Genomic DNA, 21811 nt, shown 5'->3' with positions numbered 1-21811 from the left:
CAGACTAAACCTAACAGTTTAGTCGAATTATTAATCTAATAATGATTTATTTTTCAATTCTTCAGCTAATAATTTTGATTTTCTTTTTTCAGCTGATTTTTTAGCAACTGCCTTATTAATCATTAAAATTGGCACAGCGATAAAAGCTAAACCAACAGCTGGTAATACTCTTATATATCAATCAGCACTATCAACTCCACTTGTAACTAAAAATGAGTTCATAGCTAACGCAACTGGAACCAAGAAATTTAAAGCTTCAGAACCATAAACCTTAAATTTTCAAATTAAAAGTGAAACAACAAATAATTGAACTGTTAGTATTCCTAGCGCAATTGGCAAGTTAAATGATCAACGGTTCGCATCTTTAAACGCATTAATAACTCATCCATCTTTTCCAATAAATAAGAAAAATAAGAATGAAGGGATGACAATTAAAAATAAACCTGTTAAAGCTATTTTTCATGATTTAGACAATTCTCTTTTTTGTTTTTGTTGGGTTGCTTGATAATTTTTTACATTGATTTTTTTATTTTTTCATTTTGCATTATTTGACATATTTGGCTCCTTTTTTATGTATATAAAAACAATTAAATTTTACCAAATATTCCATATTTATAGAAATAAATTGAAATCTCAGTAAAAATATGACAAAAAAACCAGCCAAAAGGCTGGAAAATTACACAAAATATATTAATAAAAAAGATAAATAATAAATTAATAAAATAAATATAACAATACAAGGTTTAAAAACAATGATTTTAAAAACAAATAGAGAGAGTGCGTTAAAAACCGTTGTGTAATTTTTTTTAGAGAGATTTTTTTTATGCTTTTTTGAAATATCGCCCCAGCGACGGGACAATATTATTATATTAAATATTTAATATTTTTAACCAAATTTAAAACTTTTTTATGTTTTTACTGCGGTTTTTAATGTATTTTTAAAATAAAGTCATCTGATTAGTTTCATCCAGTTCATCTAAAACGCCTAGACGTTGTAATTCGCCCAATATTTTTGAATTAACACTAGTTGTCATTCTTAAATCCTCAATTGATATAAATGGTTGAATATCTCTTTGTTGAATAATTGTTTGTGCTACGGTTTCACCTAATCCGTCTACTACAACAAAAGGAGGAATAAGAGCTTTTTCTTTTTCGTCAATAATTCATTTTGTTGCTTCAGAACGTTTTAAATCAACATTCTTAACTTTAAAGCCACGAGCATATAATTCAAGTGTAATTTCTAATGTTGGTATTAAGGCATTTTCTTTAACACTTAATTTCTCGCCATTACCATTCATTCTTTGACGAAGCTCATCTAATTTTTTCTGAATTACATTAGCTCCTGAACTTATTATTTCTATATCAATAGCATCAGGTCTATTAGTATAATAAGAAGCATAAAACGCTAATGGATGATACAGTTTATATCATGCTATTCTTCAAGCCATGATTACATAAGCCGCAGCATGGGCTTTAGGGAACATATATTTAATCTTTTTAAGTGATTCAATATATCAATCAGGAACATTGTTTTCTATTAACAATTGCTCTTGATCATCAGTTAGACCTTTTCCCTTTCTAACTCTTTCCATGATTTCAAATGATTTAAGTTTGTCAATATCTTTTTTTATTAAATAGTCCATAATGTCATCACGACAACACACGCAATCTTTTAATTCTTTACCCTGTTTAACTAATAATTCGGCATTTCCTGCTCAAACATCAGTTCCATGAGATAGACCAGATAATAAAATCAGATCATTAAACGATTGTGGTCTAGTATCTTTTAACATCTTTCTAACAAAGTTCGTTCCAAATTCTGGCAAGCCATAGGCACCGGTTGTCTCTCCGCCAATTTGATCAGGAGTAATATTCATTGATTCTGTGCTATAAAATAATTTCATAACTTCGGGGTCAAATTTAGGTACATGTATATCAACATTAGTATTAGTTAAATCTTCTAACATTTTAACAACCGTAGGGTTATCATGTCCAAGTAAATCCAATTTTAAAACATTATCATGAATTGCACGATAATCAAAATGCGATGTTTTTCATTGAGATTCATCATCGTTTGCAGGGAAATTTATTGGAGTAAAATCTTCAATGTCATATTCTTTAGGAATAACAATAATACCACCAGGGTGCTGACCCGTTGTTCTTTTAACACCAGCTGCCTTTACCGATAGAAATTCTAAAAATCCTCTACTTCAAGGTTTAAATGATTTTCTCTGCTCTTCTTCATATTTTTTACAAAAACCAAATGCTGTTTTTTGTTGAACTGCAGAAATTGTGCCAGCACGTAATGTATGCGTTTCGCCAAACAACTCTTTTACGTAATTATGAATTACTGACTGATAATCACCACTAAAGTTCAAATCAATATCTGGAACTTTATTTGCTTCAAAACCTAAAAATGTTTCAAAAGGAATATTATGTCCATCCTGTTTCATAAATATATTGCAATTTGGACATTTTTTATTAGGTAGATCTCAACCAGACAATACATCATTGCCTTCGTATCACTCTAAATGTTTACATTGATTACATAAATAATGTGGCTTAAGTGGGTTAACCTCAGAAATACCGATAATATTAGCAACAATAGAAGAACCTACCGAACCACGACTACCCACAATATAGCCATCTTGGTTACTTTTTTGAACCAATTTATAACTAATTCAATAAGTTACAGAATAACCATATTTAATAATTGGGTTCAATTCTTTTTCAATTCTTTCAACAATTGTTGGGTCTGGATTGTCGCCATATTTTACTTTAAGGTTTTTATAAACTACTTCTTTTAGTCTTTCTGGTGAATTATCAAAATTAGGGAAATATAATTTGTCTTTAATAACTTTAATATCATCAGATATCATTTCAGCTATTTTTCTCGTGTTGTTTATAACAATATCCCTTGTTAATAAACCATCATTTAAAAAAGCAAATTCTTTTAACATTTCAGTTGTTGAATAATATTTTAATTTCGGTGTCTTTGAATATTTTTTTAGTCAGTGAGTTCCGCCACCTAATGAAGGGGCATTTATATATATATCGTATACTAATTTTTGATAATCGTAAATATAACGACAATCTGAAACGGCAACACAAATTTTATTCAATTTTGTGGCCTTTTCAATTAAATCTTTATAAGCAAATTTTAAATTTTCATATGTAATATTGCCATCATGAACCAAGTATTCAAACGTACTAATCGGTGGAAGTTCAATATAATCGTAAAGCGAAATGGCCTTGTTGATATTTTCATCAGTTCCATTAAAAATTTGTTCTCATAAATACGATTTATGTGTGCCCGAACCAAATAATAAATCCTCGTCATTCCCAATCTCATTAAAATATAATTGAGGCCCTTCATTATATTGATCAGTTAAAACTTTAGACATTAATTTAAATAATTTTTTTAATCCAGATTGATTTTTAACCAATACTCTACTTTCATAAGAAAAACGACGAGCCAACATTTCAAAATTCTTCAATCCTGATAATTTTTCAGAGTTTAGAACGCCATACTCATTTTTCAATTTATCAATTATTTTTACTCAGATTCTTGCCAAAACCTCGGCATCATAATCAGCTCTGTGGGCTACCAATGAATCATATGAAACACCCAATCTTTTAGCCAATGCACCTAAGTTATGCTTTCTTTCGTCAGGTTTAAAAAAACGTGATAAAGCCAGTGTATCAATACCAATAATATAAGATGTATCTAAATTATTGTCAACAAATTTTTGCTTACAGAAATTTATGTCAAAACTTGCGTTATGGGCAACACAAACTCTACCTTTTAATATTTCGTAAATTTTATTAATTCCTTCTTCTTGAGAAAGACCTTTTGAAACCATTTCATCAGTAATATTTGTTAAATTAATTGTAAAAGCTGATAGCGGTTGACTTGGTTTCATAAAGAACTGAATTTTTTCTTTTAAAAGCCCATTTTTAACTATCGTTGCTCCAAATTCAATTATTTCATCAAAACGAGGGCTCAATCCTGTTGTTTCTAAGTCAAAAACAACATATTCTTCATTTTTTAAATCAAATTCCTTATATCCATAAAGAATATTACTATTTGAATCAACTGTACTTAAAGTTACGCCATAGATTGGTTTAATGTTCTTATATGATTTTCTAACCCCGTTAATTAATGGATAAGCTTGAATTGTATCTAAATCGGTAATGGCAACCGCATCTTGATTAAAAAATGATGCTGTTTTAAAATAATCATCAACGTCGGTTACCCCATCCTGAGCTGACATTTTTGTTCTCGTTGCCAATTCAATTCTTTGAACTTCTTCATAATCTTTTTCAAGATTATTAAAGCCATCAGTTTTAATATATCAATCCTTATTGTTAGCCATCAATACTTTTGTTTTACTAAAACTATCTTCGGTTACTCTACCCTTAATTATTACAGTATCGCCAATTTTTAAAGGTGGCAATTCTTCATCTTCATTTAAAAATTTTTTTACAACAATGGCTTCATTGTAATCTGAAATAGACATTGTATATAACGTCTTACCAGTTTTCAATTTTCTTGACTCTAGTAAAAATATTTCACCTTTTGTTGCTACAGATAATTCTTCATGCAGTTCATATATTGAAGCTATATCAATATCAACATAAGTATTGTCGCTTCTTCTGTTATATTGCGGTCTTGTTGGTTTTGTAGAAACTTCTTCATTATCATTTTTCTTAAGTTCCGTAAATTGGTTCACCATTTTTTTTATAAAATTATCGGTTATAACATATTCAGAACTTGAGTTAAGTTTAATAACCAAATTATAAAAACCATAGCCGATCTTAACAAGTCCTTCTTTAATTGCGTCTTTTTTAATCAAAAAATCGTCATAAACTGCATCACTTGGAACAGTTAAAATTAGCTCGTTTTCGCTTAACGAAATATTAGCCTCTGTAATGTGGCCTTTAAGGGCTGACAGCCCCTTTGATTTTTTTGATAAATAATAATTCAAATAGTCAACTATAATTTTCTTATCCCTTAGCACATTTTCAATTATCAGTTCAAAATGAGAATTAGGAAATCTATTAGTTAACGCCTTTCTAAACTCTATATATTTTTTAATGTCTATATGTTTTTCAAATGCCACACTAAAAAATCACTCGTGAGTTTTATTGTCTATTTCAACGTTGATAATTTTTGCGCTATCAAAACTTTCGTCAGGATTAAAATTTATTTCTTCACATAATTTTATAAATGATTCATCTTTTGAACGCATAACTACCCCTATTTTAATTTATTAATAATATTGCAGATGTTGCAAAAGCAACAAAAGATACTGAATCAAAGCGATCCATTAATCCTCCGTGCCCTGGTATTGAATCTGAAAAATCTTTTATTTTATACAAACGCTTAATTCCTGAAAATCACAAGTCTCCAATTTGTGAAATTGCTGGCAAGATAAATATAGCAACTATTAATTGCTTGTAATTGAATAATATTGTAAATGTTTGATTATTGGTTAATTTACCCAAATACATCGAAACAAAAACAAACAGTGCGCCAAATATATAAGATACAATTGCACCTTCTCACGTTTTTTTAGGACTTATGTGTGGAGCAAAGCCTCTTTTTATTAATTTATGCCCTAATAATCTTCCTCCAAAATATGCTGTTGTATCAACAACAATCGGGATTAAAAAGATACAAAAAATAAAGTATAATCCACCAACGCTAAACATAAATAAAATCTTTGAAAATGTTGGTATGAAAATTAAAGCAAATAATGTTATTAAATAATTTTTCAAAAATGCACCAGTAGTTTCATATTTTTTCAAATTTATTAAAAATAGTAAAGTAACTAAAACAAACATAATAGCAAGTCCTAATACTCTTAATTTTGTAAATTGATCCTTGCCAAAATATATAACATGTTTCATTCACTGTGATAAATCTTGAATCGATATTCCTGTTTTTGAAGTGCTTCAAAATTGGTTAGCTTCGCCATTAATCGTAGCTTGATATCAATCGAGCGGAAGGGCTCAGATTACACAGACCAAAAACACCGTTAATATATTTATCCATCTTGATAATTTATTATGCACTATTACCTCATATGATGCTCATGCAGAAAAGAACATGAAAAAGGCCATTCCTATCACTTTACCCGGTACTTTTGCAAAATAAGTAATAAAGAAAAATGGTATTACAATAGCAAATAATATTAATGCTGATTTAACTCTTAATTTTACGTTTTTCATAGTTATTTAAATTATAGTCAAAAGATAATTATTCTTAATAATTAATTAGTAAGATTTTATTCTTTTTAAAATTCTTACTTAAAAAGTTTTTTATTTAGAAATTATTAGTGCGCATACATATTTTGGATAAAAAAAATGGAAATAATTTCCATTTATCATTTAATTAATACTTATATAATTTTTATCAAATCAGGTATCATATTAACTTTTTTTATCTTATTTAAAATCTCTACATCATTTATAAATAAAGAAAATTGCATCAGCATGTTATTAATGTTTTCGTTTCTTCTTTCCCTTTGAATACTAAATTTTTCATATTCTTGATTAGCAAAAAGTTCATTAATAAACTCTAATATCTGATCATGGTCTACTAAAGAATTTTTATATAGTGATGCAAGTAAATTACCAAATTTTTTAGCTTGACCGTCACCAATCTCATCATCTAAACTCAATAATGATTTTTTAATTGAATTTAGTATTGTTTTACTTACATCTTCGCCTTCAATAACACCGTTTTTAACAATATCAATCAAAAGTTGAACTGCATGAGTAAAACAATCAACTCAACCATATTGATAACTGTATCCAACTAAACATTTTTCTAATTCGATGTATTTATTGGCTATTTCAAATATCTTTAACTTCTCATTTTTTGATAAAGCATTGAAATATTTATATTCTTTTCTAGAGCTAAAGCTAATAAGTAAAGATAATAATAAAATCGAATAACTTCTTATTAGAGCGTTTTTAACATCAGCACTCTCAATATTGAAAAATACCAACTCTTTGGACACAATTTTATTGTAAATGTATCTTAATTGATCAATATTTAATAGTTCTAAATAAAAAGACTTGGCAAATAAATCAAATATTAAATCATCTCTGATCTCTTTACTTTCGTGGCCTATATTTTCCAACATAAAATCAATTTCTTGATTTGTGAGTTCATAGTTTTCTAATTCTAATTTACTTTTTAAATTTTCAATCATTTTTTTGTCTTTCTAAAATCTTGCTTAAATTACAATCTTTTTGCATATTTCGTTCATCTATAACTATCTCAGCGCAAGCTAAATAATATTGTTCTTGCAATTGGATCTACCAATGTAGCCGCTGTTAATAAAATGATATATAATCCTTGCGACAACTTATGAGTTGCAGTATTTTGAAACACAGCAACCAAATAAACAGCAGAAAGCTGTAAACCTATCATAGTAATAATAGCAACAAAGTTTGGCATTCAAACGTCATTTGCGCCCCATAATGCACGTAGTGTTGTTAAATTACCAATATCAAATATTGCCTTAAGCATCATCAGCGCTACAACATAATAACCAACTCTTACAATCACAGCATTATCAATTGAATAAATTTTTAACGCCGGAAATGTCAATATTACTCCAACAAACGACAGAATTATTTGGGAATAAAAAGCCAATTTTAAAGAACTATTTCCAAGCGAATGCGCCCTTTTAAAATCTTGTTTACCAATTTCAATTCCAACAATAACAGTCGTCACAAAACTCAACGCCATCACAAAAGAATTGAATATATCGTATGTATTATTTACTGCTCTTCAAAGACCTATATATTGACCATCTAAGTTACCATAAGGAATAGCTCTAGCAATCATATATTGAGATACAAATCATATTCCTGTTTCTAATGCTATCGGTAAACCTAATTTTAAAATTTCCCTCATGTACTTATTGTTTCAAGTTTCCGATAATTTAGTTTTATATTTTCTAAATATCAATTTATTTGCAAAAGCATATGAAAATACAAGATTAATAAATGCCCCAACCACTGTTTCTAACGAAATTACCATTATTAAATTTATTTGTTGCGCTGGCGCAAATAAAAGTACATAAGTGAATCCAGTTCTAATAAAAATGCTAGTTATAATACCTACAATAGCATAATTATTTTTCTCTATTGCTTGAAGTGCCGAAACAAATATAAGAGCAATTGAAGCAATAAAAATATCCAGAGTTGTTAAACGAGTAAATTTAATTGTAAAAGCAAGTTCACTTTGTTCTAATATAAACGGATTCGTATTAACTAATTTTATATTTTGATATACTCCACCAAAATAAATTTCATCAATATTCAAACCATTTATACTCAAATTAGCATCTTTTAATTTTTTAACATTTTCTAAATAAAGATTATATCCATCTGAAGTTTTTCAAGCTATTATTGCGCTATCTTTAGCGCCTGATGCCGCTAATATGCTTGGTGAAGCAAAAAACATAATTAAATAACATCCGGCATTAATTATTAAAGAAAGATAAATAGCAGACCATAAGGCTTTAGGGATATTTTCTTCTTTTTTCTGCCCAAATAAATTAGAAGCCACAACAAGCACACCTAATTGATAAATTAGTGGAATAAAAGTTAAAATTTTATAAACTGTTAAGATTTTTGCAAATGTATAAAAATAATAACCGTTATATGAACCATCAACATGTCAAACTTTTAAATAAAGACTTGTGGCCAATGAGCCAACAACAGAAACTAGTGCAAAAAATAATGTTTGTATAAAAATTGGCAGAGTAAGTTTAAAAATATACTTGAAATCTTTGACTCCAAATATGCTTTTTATTCTATTTTTTGCATTAGACATAAACATATAGGCTATTTTACTAAAAAATACAAAATAAAACGCTTAAAAAATATTAAAATTTAAAAAATGTACATTATATAATGTAATATTCAAATTTAAAGGAGAATCTTATGGGTTTTTGATCGAATTTAAAAGATAAACTTTTTGGAACTAAAGAAGAAAGGGTTGCTAAAAAGCAAGCCAAGCTAGAAGAAAAAGAACAAAAGAAGTTACAAAAGGAATTGCAAAAGCAAAATAAACTTGACAACTATATTGCAGGTCTTTCTAAATCCAATACTTCTTTTACAGAAAGTATTAAAGAATTACAAAACAGACACAATAAAATTGATGAAGAGTTTTTCGAAGACTTGGAAGAAATTTTAATAATGTCTGATATTTCAATGAAACTTGTTCAAGTTATAATAAATGAATGTAAAAAAGAAGTTAAGAACGAAAACATTGAAGATCCTAAATTAATCAACGAAATCATTGCTGATAAATTATTCACTATTTATGCTTCTAATTCAATAATCGATACTAATTTAAATATAGAAAAAGGTAGATTAAACGTAATGTTGGTTGTTGGTGTTAATGGTTCTGGTAAAACAACTTCAATTTCTAAAATATCAAAAAGATTAATTAATGATGGTTTCAGAGTTTTAGTAGCTGCTGCTGACACATTTAGAGCCGCTGCTGTTGAGCAGCTTGAAATTTGAACAAAAAGAGTTGGTGCCGACATTGTAAAACCGGCTGAAAACGAAAAAGATCCTGCTGCAGTTGTGTATAGAGCAATAGATAAGGCAAAAGATGAAAAATATGATGTTTTAATTATTGACACAGCCGGAAGATTGCAAAATAAAACGAATTTAATGGCTGAACTTGCAAAAATTAACAAAGTTTTAGAATCAAAAATTGAAGGCGCTCCACACGAAAGCTTACTAGTTTTAGATGCAACTACGGGACAAAACGGAATTATGCAAGCCAAAATATTTGGAGAGGCCACAAACCTTTCTGGTATTGTTTTAACCAAAATGGACGGAACTTCAAAAGGTGGTATTGTTCTAACTATAAAAGATGAAATAAATCTAGCTGTTAAATTTATAGGTCTAGGCGAAAAAGTAGATGACCTTGCTGAGTTTGATTTAGAATCTTATATTTATGGTTTAATGAAGGGTCTTAACGAATAATGGAATCACTTGAAGAAAGAAATCAATTAATTCAACTTTATGAAAAATATAATGAGTTTCTAGCTCAGTCGCAAAAACAGGCATTATATCTACATCTTTTTGAAGATTTATCTTATTCAGAAATTGGAATGGAACTTGCCATGACTAGAAGCGGAGCATTCGATGCAGTCAAAAAAGCTAAATTAAAATTGCTATCTATCAATAAAAAAATTGGTAGTTAGCAATTTTTCTTTTCTAAAATACCAATTTAGACCTAATTTATTAATAATAAATCTAAATAATATAAAATTTATTACGAAATAACTCAAATATCGTAAGAGGTATAAATGACATCGTATAAAAGAGTATTAATCAAACTTTCAGGTGAAGGTTTGGCAAACAAAGAAAAACACCTTGCAATCGATTACGAACTTGTTCAAAATTTTGCAAAACAACTTAAAGTTATAATCGATAAGGGCATAGAAGTTGCCATAGTAGTTGGTGGTGGTAACTTCTGAAGAGGGACTAGCGCAGCTAAAAATGGAATCCATAGAGTTAGAGCTGACTACATCGGAATGTTGGCAACAACAATGAATGCACTTGCATTAGAATCTGGCTTTGAAAATAATGATTTAAGATGCCGTGTTCTATCAAGTTTAACAATGGATCCTAAAGTTTGCGAAGTATATATTAATGAAAAAGCCAAAAAATATTTAAAAGATGGCGAAGTTGTAATATTTGCCGGAGGTACAGGTAGACCTTTCTTTACAACCGATACCGCATCAACACTTTTCGCTTCTGAAATAAATGCAGACGCTATATTAATGGGTAAAAACGGAGTTGACGGAGTCTATGATTCGGACCCTAAATTCAATCCAGACGCAATTAAATTCTCAGTAATTACATATGATGAATTACTAGAAAAAGATTTAAGAGTGATGGACCAAACCGCCGCATCAATGGCTAAAGATAATAATATTGACATTGTTATCTTTGATATTAACGAAAAAGACGCATTATTGCGCGCTATAGAAAATTCAATACCAAACACAACAATTACAAAAAATAAGGAGTTATAATGGAATTAAACTTATATCTAATGGAATTAGAAGAGGAAATCAGTAAAACAATTAACAATTTTGAAAATCAAATGACAAAAATAGTTGTTGGAAGAGCAAACCCTGCTTTAATTAATAAAATTAAAATAAATTACTACGATTCACTAATTAGTCTTGAAGAAATTGCTGCTATTACAGCTGCTAGTCCTCTTCAACTATTGGTAAAACCTTATGACATGAGTGTTTTAAAAACAATTGAAAAAGCAATAATGGATAATAAAATAAATGTTACAACAGCTAACGAAGGGCATCAATTAAGATTAACATACCCACAAATGACAACTGAAAAGCGTGTGGAAATGACAAAACAACTAAGCCAAGTAACAGAATTGGCTAGGGTTGGTGTTCGTCAAGCTCGTCAAGATATTAATAAAAAAATAAAATCTGATAGCGAATTATCAGAAGATTTACAAAAACACTTTTTAGACAACATCCAAAAAGAAGTTGATAAAGCTATTGAAAAAATTAACGAACTTTCAAAAGCTAAAGAAAAAGATTTATTAACTGTGTAATTCAATTTTCATATAATCCAGCATCATGCTGGATTTTTTAAACCTTAAATAAGTAATAATTATAAAAAGTTTAGCATTAAAGGTTTATAGAATTTAATGTACCTCAGACTTTAACCATACTAGTAAAAAATTAAAACTTTTCTAATATTCCTTCTTGTAAATCTTTTATAGAATAAATATCTTCAAGAGTTTCAAAGGTCTCTTTTAAATTATTTTTAGCACCGCTAATTCATCCTTGGCCATCTGTAAACCAAACAAATTTAAAACCCTCAATATTTTTTGCTTCCAAAGCCAACATCTTATAGCTTCTTGCGGTTTCATTAAGTTTGGAACCTTGTTTTCTATAAAAATTACATTCGCAAGCATATACACATTTATCTGAAATTATTACATAATCAAACACTTTATTAACACTTTTGTTATTCGACAAGCGAGATAAATCCAATCCACTTATTTTTTCCAAATCATAAACACTCATCTCTTTATAGTAAGTAACATTTTTAACATAGCCGGCCTTTTTTATATAAAATTCAACCAAATTTTCCATGAGCTTTCCAGTTCTGTTTTTCCTTGCATTTGAATTCAGACCTGCCTCGACACCTATAACATAATCATAAATGTTTCCCACCAAGCCTTCTTCCAGCAATTTAAAAATACCTGTTTTTCTCATAAAAACAGCATAGTCATCAACTGAATAATTTATATTTTCAAAATCATATTTGTAAAGACCATCATCATCTGTACAAGTAATCTTAGTGTCTCTTGTTGCAATAAGAATTGGTATACATTTTAAAACAGACGGCTCGCAAGAAACAATTTTTTTAAATTCCGATTCGATATTTGTAGAACCTATAAGTGAATTTAATAAATTCAATTCTCTTCTTAACTCTGAAGTGTTTTTAAAAACTTTATCAAACTCTACGTAATACGTATAATTAGCTATACTGTCCCTAAAGGTTTCTATTCATTTATCAAAATCTCTCATTTGCCCCTCCTGTTTTTTTAAAAAACTTGTTCAGATTTAGAGTAGTCATTAATTTTAATTTACCAGAAATTAAAATCGTGTTTTTCATAAATAAATTTATAAGTAGGCTATTTCGATATTAAAAAATTATATTATTTAAGCAAAATAAATTACAAAAAACAGTTTTCTTTTCTTATTATTATAATAAATCAATAAAATTCATTATCTTAACAAAACGGAAATAATTTTATAAATAGCCTTTTTAATTTGATTATCTTAACAAACGACAAACAGTCAATAAAATAAATTATAATCAACAAAAAAGTGAATTATAACACACTTTTTTTGTTATAATTTATATAAGAAAGGTTTTTATGATTAAAAAAAATTTTGGAAATAAATTACAAGAAATAAGAAAGTCTAGGTTTTTATCTCAAGATGATTTGGCTAAAAAATTGTCTATAGACAGGGCTCAGATTTCAAAAATAGAAAAAGGTAAGATCAACGTTACACTAGAAACAGTTGAAAGGTTGGCAAATGCTTTAGAGGTATCTGTTTTAGATTTTTTTTCACTAGAAAAAAAACCACACCCTTTTGTTAAATGAGCAGGAGGTAAAACACAGATATTACCAAAACTAAAAGAATTAATGCCTGTCGAATATAACAAATACTTTGAACCATTTGTTGGCGGTGGGGCTTTATTTTTTTCAATCTCTCCAAAATATGCACATATTAACGATTTAAACAGTGAACTTTTCTGTGCATACCAATGCTTCGAAGATGACGAGCATTTTGAACTTTTAAAGTCAGAATTAATAAAACACGAAGAAAACAACAGCGAAGAATATTATTACCAAATTAGAAAACTTGACCAAGAAGATAGTTTTTCTAAAATGCCCATACACATAAGAGCAGCAAGAATGATATATTTAAACAAAGCTTGTTTCAATGGTTTGTATAGAGTAAATTCAAAAGGTTTTTTTAACGTCCCATTCGGCAAAAAAGATAAAGTAAATGCATTTGATGATTCAAACTTTGATAATCTAAGAAAATTACTATCTAATAAAAAAATCAAGATTACAAATAATGACTTTGAGATTGTTGTTGCTGAGGCTAAAAAAGGCGATTTTGTTTACTTTGACCCACCCTATGATATATATCCGGATAAAAATGGTTTTGTAAATTATAGTAAGGAAGGATTTGGTAGAGAGGAGCAATTGAGATTAAGAAATTGCTTTTGCGAACTAACAAAAAGAGGTGTAAAAGTTATGCTATCAAATCACAACACCCCTTTTATAAAGGATATATATAGTGATTTTAAAATACATGTTATTAAAACAAAAAGAATGATAAACTCAAAAGCACAAGATAGAGATAATGGTGAAGAGGTGATAATCACCAATTATTAAACTTTAACTGTTTTTTTAAAAATAATATAATCACTTATGCAGAAGATTAAGCACTGCAAAAATGTGCAAATTAAATTTTTAGCTACCAACCAGTAAGAGATTTAAAAAGTAACAATCGCTAAAACTAAATTTGATAATAAAAACAACCAATAAGAAAAATTGATTTATCCACAATTTTCTTGTTGGTTGTTTTAAATTTTTTTGTCGCGTTTTAAAAAAACGTTTAATTTTAAAAGTGAAGTCTCTCTAAAAAACATATCATAAAATAGGATTAGACAACACTCGATATTAGTTACCTGTTTTTATTATTTTTAAACACAGCTACAGCTTCAATATGATAGGTTTGCGGAAACATATCAACAGGTTGAATTTCTTCGCAAACATAGCCATATTTTTCGAATTCAATAATATCTCTTACGAGTGTTCTAGGATTACAGCTTATATAAATAATTTCATCAACGTTTGTGTTTGCTGATGCTTTTATAACTTCTTTATCTATCCCTGCTCTTGGAGGATCAAATATAATTGCATCAAACTCTTTAATATCTTTTGTCGCAAAATACTTTGTAACATCTGCAGCTACGAAATTCATATTTAGTATTTTATTTAATTTTGCATTATCTTCAGCCGATTTAGAAGCGTTCTGGTTTATTTCTATGCTCAAAACTTCCTTGGCTCTTTTTGCAAAAAACATACCGATTGTTCCAACACCGGCAAAAGCATCTACTATTGATTTTTTATTATCATCTAAACCGTTTAAAGCCTCTGAATATAATTTAAAAATTTGTGAATCGTTAACTTGATAAAAAGCATCATAATGAACTTTAAATAACAAATTCTCAAGCTTAAATACTAAAGAATCATCACCTAACAAAATATCGTATTTTATTTTATTTTGTCCATACTCGTTTATTATTGAACCTAATTTTGGTATATCAGATAAATTAGATAAAATTTGATTATCTACTGTTAATTTAGTTTTTGAATATATAACCAATTGAGCTTTATCCTCATATTCAGAATATCTCAACATTATTTTTTCTATACTTTTTTTACTATTTAAATCAAGATTATTAATTACATCTTTTATTTGTAAGTAAACGTTCTCTATGTTTAAATTAGCCAACGGAAGTTTCTCTTGGATTATTAAATTATGACTATTCTTTTCGTAATTTCCAAATTCTATTTTATCTTTAATAACTTTGGCATGCAACGTTATTTTATTGCGATAGTTTAGAGTTTTATCCGAAGCTATAATTTTTTTTACTTTAACATTTTTTAAATTTCTATTTACTAATTTTTCAATCACTTCTTGTTTAAATGTTAATTGATCTTGATAATCCAATATTGCAAGTGGTGCTGAACCAGAGTTAATCAATTCTTTATCAATATTATCTACTCTTTTATTAGATACCTTTAAATGCTTTAAAACCTTAGCAAAAGCTATTTTTTTGTTTGCTCAAAATATTTTGATATCAGCAACCTCGTCAAGTCATAAATTTTCAACAAAAATAGCAAAATCAGGATATCTAATCACTCCATATCCCTCATAGCTAATTTCTTTAGTTTCAACACTTCTTAAAATATCATTAACCTTATACATTTTATTTACCTAAACAAAACTTACTAAACATATTGTCTAATAAAGCTTCATTATCATGTTGTTTATTCAAAATCTCTCTTAAGCATTCTCAGCTTTTTGTTAAATCTAAAATTATAACTTCAGGTCCAAAACCATTATCTAAGCCTTTTTTAGCTTCATTTAAAGCTAAAGAAGCTTGTTTTAATAATGAAAGCTTTCTTGTATTATAAACAAGTTCGCTATCATCTAAATTTACGTTATTATATTTTTTAACTAATGCATTTTTTAATTCTCATAAATTTTGATTTAATGCAGAAATACATATTTTATCTTTAGGCAATTCATTAAGTTTTAATAAATCACTTTTATTCATGACTGATATATATTCTTTCCCTTGAGCTAAATCTTTTATTCTTTTATCTTCTTCATCTTCTTGATCGAAAGGACTGTGTAAATGAATAACTATCTTAGCTTCTTTAATAGCATTTTTAGAACGTTCAATACCTATTGATTCTACTGTATCATTTGTTTCTCTAATTCCAGCCGTGTCTACTAATCTAAATAAAATTCCATTTATTTCAAATTCACCTTCAATTATATCTCTTGTTGTTCCTGGTATATTTGTAACTATAGCTTTATCTTTTTTTAATAAAGCATTAAGTAAAGAAGATTTTCCGGCGTTTGGTTTTCCTACAATTGCAACATCAATACCTTTATAAATATCAGACGCATTTTCTGATTTATTGATTATAATATCTAATTTAGTTTTTAAGTTATTAACAAGTGGTATTAATTTATTTTTATCTAATTGTTCGATATCGTAATAATCTGAGTAATCAATATTTATTTCTGTTATTGAAATTATTTGCAATAATTCTTCTTCTAACTTTTCAATTAACTCATTATCTTTTGAAGCAAATTGAGTTATTGCTATTTCTGCTTGTTTGTTGGTTTTGGCATGAATTAAACTATTGATTGCTTCAGCTTTATCTAATGTAATCTTCCCATTTAAAAAAGCTCTTCTAGTGAATTCTCCACGTTCTGCTAATCTAGCACCATTACTTAAAATTAAATTTAATATTTTATTTGTTACAACTATTCCACCATGAGCGTTTATTTCAATTGTATCTTCTCCTGTGTAGTTTTTGTTCCCTATAAATCAGTTAACTAAAACTTCATCAACAATTTTGTTAGTTGTATTGTCAACAATATTTCCGTAGGTTATTGTTTTGTCTTCTCCTATTTTTCCTGTATATATTTTTTTAATTATTTCAACTGCATCAGGACCTGAAATTCTAATAATAGAAATTGCTTGATTAATGTTTCCTGAAGAAATTGCTGCTATTGTATCGTTAATTATCATAATAATATATTATATATATTATTTATTAGTTAAAAATTTATTATTTAAAAAGAACTTATTTTGTTAAAATATTATTTTTTTTAAATTAAAAATATTAATAAAGTATGTTAATAATGTTCATAACTTTAATTTATTGCTTAATTTTAGCTAAAAACTTATTGTTAATAACTTTTTTATTTAAAAACACCAATGTCTAAAACTTTACCTTTGCTACGAGTGAGTCTATTTTTTTTGAGATTTTTTTGCTCGAACCATTTTATTTTTAAATTTTATGTTTAATAAAAAATCGCAAATTTATCTCATTTTTCATAAATTCGCGATTTTTTATTAGTAGTGTAAATCGTAGATTCATTCTACAAAATTGTTTTTGGTTTCTTTGCTTAATTTGTAATAGTTATCATTTTTCTCATAATCTTTCGGTAAATATCTTTTTGTATAAACGGTTAAATATCCTTTGTCTTTGTCGTTCTTTAAACCAAAGCCCAAAACGTCTATAACTTCTAATTTTGTGTCATTGTAAGAAACTTTATGTTTATAAATACTTTCGGCAAGGGTGTGTCTAGCTATTCTATGCGAAGGGCGTTCACGTGTTATTTCTTGTCAATTTTTAGCTTCTTCACTTAGTTCGGTGTTTGCTTCTGTTTTTAAAACTTTAAAATACTCAAGGTTTTCTATTGAGCTTTCAAACCATTTTTCAAAATTTATACCGTAAGGAATAGTGTGATTAGTGCTCTTTGGCAGATAGAAAAAAGTAACATGATCTAGCTTTGCAAGTTTTTCTTCAAATTGTTTTCTGTAACTTTCTTTATCACTATTTTCTTTTTCTATTAATGAAATTTCTAGAGGAACAATGTAAAAATTTTCTTTTTTTATGCTTTCTAAATAAGATTTTAATTCCTCTACTTTTTCAGAACTTTTGAATTCGTATTTTTTAAAAGGTTTTTCAATTAACAAACCATTATCTTTATATCCTTCAGTGTATAGCAAAGGGTTTTCTAGATAATTTTTGTTATATATGGTTATTTCGCCTTCATTTTTTCTTGTGTGAGCTGAGATTGCAAGTTGGATTCCTACACCAGCAGAAACTCCGCCGATTATAAAAGCTGGTATTAATGTTGATATTAATATAGTTTTAGTTTTCTTTTTCATATTAAACTCCTGATTTTATATTTTTTAATCCGTTGTGCTAATTGGTGTTATATTTATTGATGTCTTATTAGTTTGTTTGTTTTAAAATAAGATTAAAAATGAAAATTCTAATAAATTAGCCCCCCCTGTTTTAAAGGTTTTTATATCCATAATGCTCCTCCTTTTGTTTTATTTTAATCTTAATCAAATGAAGAGGTTAATTATTTTATTTATCTTTGTTTAAATTGCAAAAAAAATTTCCGATTGAGAAAAAATATTGAAATTTGTGTGCGAATTTTTGATTTATAAAAAAAGCAGCAACCGCTACTTTAACTTTGGTCAATATGTTGTTATTTTCTGTTTATTAATGTTAACTTTAATTTTATTATTAAGTGCAAGCATCATTTTTGGATAAGAGTGACCTATATTGATATTGTATACAACACTTAAATTTGGATATTTTTTAAAGAAGTTTTTAAAGACATCAATATATTCTAATAAATAAGCTTCATCTTGGGGCTTTCCAATTATTACAGCACGTAGTTTAGAAAAGCAATTTGTTGTTTCTAAATTTTTTAGCATTTTATTAATTTCTTTTGGTGTTGGTTTTTCTTCGGATGTTTCTAGTAAAAGAATCTTATTTTTAAAGTTAGTTTTATTAGTAAATAGGTCATATTTTTGATTAATCGAGTATTCTTCAACATTTTCAGGATTACAAATTCTATCAATACTATCTAAACAACCGCCAACTAAAATCCCTTCAAATGCTTTTGAACCTTGAATTGAAATATAACCATATTGTTCTTTGTGTTTAGGTCTTGGAATATTTATTTGCTTTGAGCTAAAGTCTTTTCTTTCCTCATATCAATATTTAGAAGGCCTATAAGTTTTTTTCTTACCTTTGAACATAAAATTAAAAGCGGTCGCATGGTAAGGCAACATGTTTCTATCTAGTTCTGCTAGATCGGTAATGAATGCTAGTCCATAGAAGCTTGATAATCCTAATTTATTAAACATCAAGTGATTAATTGTTGTATCAGAATAACCCAAAAATATTTTTGGGTTGTCTCTTAAAATTTCTAAGTTGATTTTGCTGTCTAAAATATAGGGCAGTGTTCTATAAGTATCAAAACCACCAATTGCGCAGACAATAGCTTTTATATTATCATTATTCGACAATTCAATTAAATCTTCAGCTCTTTTGTCTGGGTTTTTATCAATATATTCTAGCCCTGACAAACAATGTTTAGAAAATACGGGGTTCAAATTCATTTCTTTTATTCTTTTTATACCTAGTTGAACCTGGTGTTGGCAACTTTTTTCTCCGAGCAACCCGCTTGATAAGCTAATTATTCCGATTTGGTCATTGTGTTTAAGTTTTTTTAATGTTTTTATCATATACTTATTTTAATACAAAACAAGATTTAAGGAGTAACTATGAAAATAGGACTTATTGCAGAATTTAACCCGTTCCATAATGGACATATTTATTTAATTAATGAAATTAAAAGAAAATATAATAATTCGTTTTTAATAGTTGCTCTGTCTTCTGATTATGTTCAGAGAGGAGAAGTGGCTTGCGCTCCTTTTGAGCAAAGAAAGAAAATTGCATTGGAATATGGCGTTGATAAAGTTGTTGAATTAGACTTTTTAACATCAACTCAGGCGGCACATGTTTTTGCAAAGGGATCAATTGACTTACTTTTAAAGCAAGGAATTGATGCATTAATTTTTGGTGTTAGCGACACTGATGATATTAATAAATATATTTATGCGGCTATGGCGATAAAAAATAATATTGATCAATATAATGTGGATGTAAAAAAATACCTTAAAGAAGGAAAGTCTTATGTTCTTAGCTCATATTTAGCCCTTGGAAACTTAATTGGAGAAGAAAATATCCCAGCTGATATTTTGGGTCTAGAATATACTAAATATATTATTTTTAATAACATTGATATAAAACTTGATTGTATCAAAAGAACAGCTGTACATAACTCTTTGGATACAGAGGGTATTTATGCATCAGCAACAAAGTTAAGAGAAATGCTAAAAAATAATGAAGATATATCAAGATTTTCTCCAATGAAAATAGAATATCCGTTTCCCAAAATTGAAGATAAATATCAAGAATTTCAAAGTATAGTTATGAATAATAGCGCTGAATATTTAGCTAATATTCAACTTGTTTCAGAGGGTATGGAAAACCTTTTTAAAAAGAATATTGATATGCCGACATACGAAGAATTTGTTAATGCTTGTACTTCGAAACGATATACAAAATCAAGAATAAAAAGAGTGATGTTATACATTTTATTAGGAATAAAAAAATAAAAGAAAATATTGTTAAAAGCGAAAAACAGAAACGCGGCTTTTGCTTAAAAATTAGCAGTATTAATGAAGACATTCTTTCAATAGTCGATAACTGAGTAAAATTCGTTATTATTGACTGTAAATTGTCAAGCAGATTAAATGAGCCTGAAATTCTACTATTTATGAATGCGTTATTTGGTAAGTTAAATGCTAATGGCACAAAAATTATTTTCGAAAAGCTAGACTACAAAAGCTATCGCAAAATTTTATATAAACACACCGAGGATATTTTATATACACAATAGGAGGCTATATAAATAAAAAAATTAATAAAAAAACTAAAACCCAGTCTTAATTCTGGGTTTTAGTTGTCTTCTTGTGAATCTGCCTCATTTGGTTCGTTATTTTTAGATTCTAATTTTTTTCTATATTCTTCTTCACAAGCTGGTATTTTCTCTCTTTTTTCATCTAGTTTTCGGTTTTTTAAGTCCGCCATAAATGCACCGGCGATTAGTCCGGAAGGAATGGCAATGATTGCAATACCTAATAATGAAATTATAATAACTATAACTCTTGCATTAACCGAGTGAGGAACAAAATCTCCATAACCAATAGTTGTTAATGTTATTGTTGCAAAGTAAATTGCTTCAAAAATGTTTTTTACAACATTATTTCCTAATGCTATATATTCAGGGTTTTGTTCGGGATTTTCAACATTATTTTTGGCCTTTCATAATTCTTGTTGTTGATTTAGTCATTGAGTTTCGTTGTTATAAATTAATAAAGCAAAAATAACAATTAGAAATAAGATGATTGTAAAGACGTAAATCAAAACTTTTCTTTGACGAGAGAATACATTTAATATTACTTTGAAAGGTGTAATTAATTTTAAAACAAGAAATAATCTGAAAACTTTAATAATGTTTAAAGCACTTAAATATTTTAAGCCCTCTTTTTCTTGCGAATTTTCGGGTGTAAAATAAGAAATAACATTTAGCGAAGAAACGATACATAAAAACGCAATAACTGCCGGCCCCGAAATTAAATATTTTAGTCAAGCTATTTTGTGTTCATATTTATAACCCTTTTTATATGATGCAATATAAGAATAAGTTATTCAATGCGCAATGTAATCAAAAATGAATATACAAAGTCCTGATATTTGAAAGATTTTCATCATCTCTTGTCAGTTATGTCTTCAAGCTTGCCCAGGATTAATTAAGGCTAAAAATGAAAGTGTACAAGCAAAAACAACAAATGCAGCATAGATAATTTGTAAAAATAAAATTCGCTTAGCCTTTGGTTTTAATAAATCCGGTAGTTCTCTTTCACCTCAAATTGTATGAGCAAAAATCTTAAAGCTATAATGTATATCTTCAATTTTTCTTAATGATTGTTTGTTATTATTATTGTTCATACA

The 21811-nt window shown here is 27.8% G+C and carries 17 protein-coding genes; 6 read left to right on the top strand and 11 right to left on the bottom strand.

Annotated features, from left to right (window positions below):
* Positions 1–30 precede the first annotated feature (30 nt).
* From AB5V95_RS02655 to AB5V95_RS02635, 5 genes are all read right to left on the bottom strand, one after another.
* Positions 31–555, bottom strand: coding sequence for a hypothetical protein (locus tag AB5V95_RS02655; RefSeq protein WP_027122444.1), 525 nt, complete (start codon positions 553–555; stop codon positions 31–33).
* Between the two features lie 383 nt (positions 556–938).
* Positions 939–5252 (bottom strand): PolC-type DNA polymerase III, encoded by a 4314-nt coding sequence (locus AB5V95_RS02650; protein WP_369085815.1) that lies wholly within the window; start codon positions 5250–5252, stop codon positions 939–941.
* A 13-nt stretch (positions 5253–5265) separates the two neighbouring features.
* Positions 5266–6234: a phosphatidate cytidylyltransferase gene (locus tag AB5V95_RS02645; protein WP_369085814.1), complete on the bottom strand. Its 969-nt coding sequence runs from the start codon at positions 6232–6234 to the stop codon at positions 5266–5268.
* 170 nt (positions 6235–6404) lie between these two features.
* Entirely contained in the window at positions 6405–7223 is an 819-nt protein-coding gene (locus AB5V95_RS02640) for a DUF2785 domain-containing protein (protein ID WP_369085813.1), read from the bottom strand.
* A 29-nt stretch (positions 7224–7252) separates the two neighbouring features.
* On the bottom strand, positions 7253–8857 hold the full coding sequence (locus tag AB5V95_RS02635; protein WP_369085812.1) for an MATE family efflux transporter: 1605 nt from the start codon (positions 8855–8857) through the stop codon (positions 7253–7255).
* 110 nt (positions 8858–8967) lie between these two features.
* On the opposite strand from AB5V95_RS02635, the gene ftsY reads away from it, so the two are divergent.
* The 4 genes from ftsY to AB5V95_RS02615 all read left to right on the top strand — a co-directional run bounded on the left by ftsY (position 8968) and on the right by AB5V95_RS02615 (position 11632).
* Positions 8968–10023, top strand: a complete 1056-nt coding sequence (ftsY, locus tag AB5V95_RS02630) for a signal recognition particle-docking protein FtsY (protein ID WP_369085811.1) — start codon at positions 8968–8970, stop codon at positions 10021–10023.
* A complete protein-coding gene (locus tag AB5V95_RS02625; protein ID WP_027122449.1) occupies positions 10023–10244 on the top strand; it encodes a hypothetical protein in 222 nt (73 codons plus the stop codon). The genes ftsY and AB5V95_RS02625 overlap by 1 nt, the downstream gene beginning before the upstream one ends.
* Positions 10245–10349: 105 nt before the next feature.
* Positions 10350–11081: a UMP kinase gene (gene pyrH, locus AB5V95_RS02620; RefSeq protein WP_369085810.1), complete on the top strand. Its 732-nt coding sequence runs from the start codon at positions 10350–10352 to the stop codon at positions 11079–11081.
* Positions 11081–11632 carry a ribosome-recycling factor gene (locus AB5V95_RS02615; RefSeq protein ID WP_027122451.1) on the top strand — a complete coding sequence of 184 codons (552 nt, stop codon included), beginning with the start codon at positions 11081–11083 and terminating at the stop codon, positions 11630–11632. The genes pyrH and AB5V95_RS02615 overlap by 1 nt, the downstream gene beginning before the upstream one ends.
* Positions 11633–11762: 130 nt before the next feature.
* On the opposite strand, the gene AB5V95_RS02610 is transcribed toward AB5V95_RS02615, so the two are convergent.
* Positions 11763–12617, bottom strand: a complete 855-nt coding sequence (locus AB5V95_RS02610; RefSeq protein WP_369085809.1) for a type II restriction endonuclease — start codon at positions 12615–12617, stop codon at positions 11763–11765.
* 353 nt (positions 12618–12970) lie between these two features.
* Between AB5V95_RS02610 and AB5V95_RS02605 the strand changes: the two genes are divergently transcribed.
* The gene (locus AB5V95_RS02605) at positions 12971–14005 is read left to right on the top strand and encodes a Dam family site-specific DNA-(adenine-N6)-methyltransferase (RefSeq protein WP_369085808.1); all 1035 of its coding nucleotides are present in this window, start codon (positions 12971–12973) and stop codon (positions 14003–14005) included.
* Positions 14006–14297: 292 nt separating this feature from the next.
* Here AB5V95_RS02605 and rlmD read toward each other — a convergent pair whose 3' ends face one another.
* The 4 genes from rlmD to AB5V95_RS02585 form a co-directional block, all read right to left on the bottom strand.
* On the bottom strand, positions 14298–15608 hold the full coding sequence (rlmD, locus tag AB5V95_RS02600; protein ID WP_369085807.1) for a 23S rRNA (uracil(1939)-C(5))-methyltransferase RlmD: 1311 nt from the start codon (positions 15606–15608) through the stop codon (positions 14298–14300).
* 1 nt (position 15609) lies between these two features.
* A complete protein-coding gene (gene mnmE / locus AB5V95_RS02595; protein WP_369085806.1) occupies positions 15610–16950 on the bottom strand; it encodes a tRNA uridine-5-carboxymethylaminomethyl(34) synthesis GTPase MnmE in 1341 nt (446 codons plus the stop codon).
* Positions 16951–17277: 327 nt separating this feature from the next.
* Complete coding sequence (locus tag AB5V95_RS02590; RefSeq protein ID WP_369085805.1) at positions 17278–18099, bottom strand: hypothetical protein; 822 nt, start codon at positions 18097–18099, stop codon at positions 17278–17280.
* A gap of 303 nt (positions 18100–18402) precedes the next feature.
* Positions 18403–19476 carry a S66 peptidase family protein gene (locus AB5V95_RS02585; protein WP_369085804.1) on the bottom strand — a complete coding sequence of 358 codons (1074 nt, stop codon included), beginning with the start codon at positions 19474–19476 and terminating at the stop codon, positions 18403–18405.
* A gap of 39 nt (positions 19477–19515) precedes the next feature.
* On the opposite strand from AB5V95_RS02585, the gene AB5V95_RS02580 reads away from it, so the two are divergent.
* A complete protein-coding gene (locus AB5V95_RS02580; protein ID WP_369085803.1) occupies positions 19516–20412 on the top strand; it encodes a nucleotidyltransferase in 897 nt (298 codons plus the stop codon).
* A 343-nt stretch (positions 20413–20755) separates the two neighbouring features.
* Here AB5V95_RS02580 and AB5V95_RS02575 read toward each other — a convergent pair whose 3' ends face one another.
* Complete coding sequence (locus AB5V95_RS02575; protein WP_369085802.1) at positions 20756–21808, bottom strand: potassium channel family protein; 1053 nt, start codon at positions 21806–21808, stop codon at positions 20756–20758.
* Between the last annotated feature and the right edge of the window lie 3 nt (positions 21809–21811).

The sequence above is a fragment of the Metamycoplasma spumans genome (genome assembly GCF_041026625.1).
Classification (GTDB): Bacteria; Bacillota_I; Bacilli_A; order Mycoplasmatales; family Metamycoplasmataceae; genus Metamycoplasma; species Metamycoplasma spumans.
Note: the sequence above shows the minus strand (reverse complement) of the source record. Positions and strands in the feature narration are given on the sequence as shown.